General features: G+C 61.6%; 3 protein-coding genes. All 3 read left to right on the top strand.

Annotated elements, in window-relative coordinates; translation table 11 throughout:
- Positions 1-17: 17 nt before the first annotated feature.
- Positions 18-1,910: a propionyl-CoA synthetase gene (locus A3722_RS21105; RefSeq protein WP_067631286.1), complete on the top strand. Its 1,893-nt coding sequence runs from the start codon at positions 18-20 to the stop codon at positions 1,908-1,910.
- Between the two features lie 227 nt (positions 1,911-2,137).
- Positions 2,138-3,232 (top strand): carboxynorspermidine decarboxylase, encoded by a 1,095-nt coding sequence (locus A3722_RS21100; RefSeq protein ID WP_067631289.1) that lies wholly within the window; start codon positions 2,138-2,140, stop codon positions 3,230-3,232.
- Positions 3,233-3,251: 19 nt separating this feature from the next.
- The coding region (locus A3722_RS21095; protein ID WP_201722090.1) for a saccharopine dehydrogenase NADP-binding domain-containing protein at positions 3,252-3,698 on the top strand (447 nt) is incomplete at its 3' end.

Genomic DNA, 3,698 nt, shown 5'->3' with positions numbered 1-3,698 from the left:
ACAGGAGGAGGAACACCATGGGATACCGTGACACCTACGACCGCTGGCAGGCCGATCCGGAAGCCTATTGGCTGGAGCAGGCCGAGGCGATCGATTGGGACATCGCGCCGACGCGCGCGCTATATGACCGGGGCGACCATATCTATGAGTGGTTCGCGGATGCCAGTGTAAACACCTGCCACAACGCTGTGGACCGCCATGTCGAACAGGGCAACGGCAAGCGCGTGGCGATCATCTATGACAGCCCGATCACTGGCAATAAATCGACCCTGACCTATAGCGAGTTGCAGGCCCATGTTGCCTCGCTCGCCGGGGCGCTGGTGGCGCAAGGTGTGGAAAAAGGCGACCGCGTGGTGATCTATATGCCCATGGTCCCCGAAGCGGTGGAGGCGATGCTGGCCTGCGCACGGATTGGCGCGATCCATTCGGTGGTCTTTGGCGGTTTTGCCTCAAGCGAGCTGGCGGTGCGGATCGACGATTGCAAACCCAAGGCGATCATCGCCGCCTCCTGCGGGGTCGAGCCGTCGCGCGTGGTGGATTACAAACCCCTACTGGACGGGGCCATCGAACAGGCCACACACAAGCCCGACACCTGCATCATCCTGCAGCGCGGCCAGAAACCCTGTGAGTTGAACCCCGAGCGGGACATCGACTGGTACGCCGCTCAAGACGGCGTGCGCCCGGCCCCATGCGTTCCGGTTGAGGGGAACCACCCGGCCTATATCCTCTATACCTCTGGCACCACCGGCGCGCCCAAAGGCGTGGTGCGGCCCACCGCGGGGCATCTGGTGGCACTGAACTGGACCATGAAGAACGTCTACAATGTCGAACCGGGCGAGGTGTTCTGGGCCGCCTCTGATGTGGGCTGGGTCGTGGGCCACAGCTATATCTGCTACGCGCCACTCATTGCCGGGAACACCACTGTCATCTTCGAGGGCAAGCCCGTGGGTACCCCGGATGCGGGCACCTTCTGGAGGGTGATCGAAGAACATAAGGTCGCCAGTTTCTTCACCGCCCCCACCGCGATCCGCGCCGTGAAACGCGAAGATCCCAAGGGCGAGGAGATCAAGAAATACGACCTGTCGAGCCTGCGTGCGCTTTACCTCGCGGGGGAACGGGCCGATCCCGATACCGTCGAATGGGCGCAGGAGAAACTGGGCAAGCCGGTCTACGATCACTGGTGGCAGACCGAGACCGGCTATACCATCGTCGGCAACCCGGCGGGGCTTGAGGCGCTGCCGGTCAAGGTCGGCTCGCCCACCGTGCCGATGCCGGGCTATGACGTGCAAATTTTGGATGAGCGGGGCGAACCGCTGCCTGCCGGAGAGTTGGGCGCGATTGCCATTAAGCTCCCCCTACCCCCCGGCACCCTGCCCGGCCTGTGGAACGCCGAAGACCGCTTTCGCAAATCCTACCTCGCCACCTTCCCCGGCTATTATGAGACTGGCGATGCGGGGCGGATTGATGAGGACGGCTATGTCTGGATCATGGCGCGCACCGATGACGTGATCAACGTCGCGGGCCACCGGCTGTCGACCGGCGCGATGGAAGAGGTCTTGGCGGGCCACCCCGATGTGGCCGAATGCGCCGTGGTGGGGGTCAGCGATGACCTTAAAGGCCAGTCGCCCGTCGGCTTCTTGTGCCTCACCAAAGGCGTCGACCGACCGCATGAGGAAATCGTCGCGGAATGCGTCACCCGAATGCGCGAACAGATCGGCCCCGTTGCCGCCTTTAAACAGGCCGTGGTGGTGGACCGCCTGCCCAAAACCCGCTCGGGCAAGATCCTCCGCGCGACCATCGTGAAAATCGCGGATGGGGAGGATTTCAAGCCGCCCGCGACCATCGACGACCCGGCAATCTTGGACGAGATTCGTGACGCGCTGAAGGGTATCGGCTACCCGCAGTCGTAACCAATCAACTTCATGGCGGTGGACCTTTGTAGGACTGGCGCTAAACTCAGACCCAAGGAAACGCGCGTGCCGTCCAGCCCGCGCGTTTTTTTACAATTGCGTTGCTTGCGCGAAATATGCGAAGCGCCACCGGAAATGCCCCCAAGCGGGGCCAACCACGACAGCACATTCAGTGGGTCTTTTCCCTCCCGGAGCTTGCCCTCCGGCCGCGCAGAAAGGTTTTCGACGTGCAGACACCCTATTACCTGATCGACAAGGCCAATCTCCGCGACAATATGGAAAAGATCGCCCGCCTCCGCGCGCTTTCGGGCGCGCGTTGCCTGCTGGCGCTGAAATGTTTTGCCACATGGTCGGTCTTTGATTTCATGTCGGAGTATATGGACGGCTCGACCTCCTCCTCGCTCTACGAGGTGCGGCTGGGGGCCGAGAAATTCCCCGGTGAGACCCACGCCTATTCCGTCGCCTATGCCGATCACGAGATCGACGAGGTGCTGGGCCACGCCGACAAGATCATCTTCAATTCCATCGGCCAGCTCGATAAGTTCGACACCCAATCCTCGGGCCACATCCGCGGCCTGCGCGCGAACCCCGGCGTCTCGACCTCCGACTTCGATCTGGCCGACCCTGCGCGACCCTTTAGCCGTCTGGGCGAGCATGACCCGGCGGCAATTGACGCCGTGGCAGACCGGATCACCGGGCTGATGTTCCACAACAACTGCGAGAACGATAGTTTCGAGCGTTTCGACGAGATGCTGACTTTGATCGAAGACCGTTTCGGCGCGGTGCTGCACAAGATGGACTGGATCAGCCTCGGTGGCGGCATCCATTTCACGGGCGCAGACTACCCGCTTGATGATCTGGCGCTGCGCCTCAAAGCCTTTGCCGAGCGCTTCGGCGTGCAGGTTTATCTTGAGCCCGGCGAGGCCGCGATCACCGGTGCCGCGACGCTGGAGGTCACCGTGCTCGACACGATGCACAACGGTAAGAACCTCGCCATCGTCGACAGTTCCATCGAGGCACATATGCTTGACCTGCTGATCTACCGCGAACCGGCCAAGATCGCGCCCAACACCGGCGACCACGAGTGGATGATCTGCGGCAAGTCCTGCCTTGCGGGCGATATCTTTGGCGAGTTTCGTTTTGATGCGCCGCTAAAGGCGGGCGACCGCATCTCGTTCCAAGACGCCGCTGGCTACACGATGGTCAAGAAAAATTGGTTCAACGGCGTCAAAATGCCCGGCATCGCCATCCGCGAGTTGGACGGAACCATCCGAATGGTGCGCGATTTCGACTATGACGATTTCGCCGCTGCCCTGTCGTGACAAGAAAGAGGTCAACACTATGAAACGCAATGTTCTTATCATCGGCGCGGGCGGCGTCGCACAGGTCGTGGCGCATAAATGCGCTCAGAATAATGATCGTTTGGGTGAGCTTCATATCGCCAGCCGCACGGTTTCCAAATGCGAGGCGATCATCGCCAGCGTGCATGAGAAAAACGCGATGAAACAGGACGGCGTGTTCAAGGCGCACGAAGTCGATGGCATGGACACCGCCGCTGTCGCCGCCCTGATCAAGGAAACCGGCTGCCAGATCGTGATCAACGTGGGCTCCCCCTTCGTGAACATGACCGTGCTTCAGGCCTGCATCGACACCGGTGCCGCCTATATCGACACCGCGATCCACGAAGACCCCCGCAAAATCTGCGAGACGCCGCCGTGGTATGGCAACTACGAATGGAAGCGCCGCGAGGCCTGCGCCGAAGCGGGCGTGACCGCGGTGCGCTTTGGC

Origin of the sequence: Sulfitobacter sp. HI0027 (genome assembly GCF_001634775.1) — a bacterium.
Taxonomy (GTDB): domain Bacteria; phylum Pseudomonadota; class Alphaproteobacteria; order Rhodobacterales; family Rhodobacteraceae; genus Sulfitobacter.
The sequence above is the reverse complement of the archived record's forward strand: the minus strand, read 5'-3'. Positions and strand labels throughout refer to the sequence as shown.

Coding starts and splice junctions, on each gene's coding strand:
- A3722_RS21105 (WP_067631286.1), top strand. CDS start 18: ATGGGATACCGTGACACCTACGACCGCTGGCAGGCCGATCCGGAAGCC.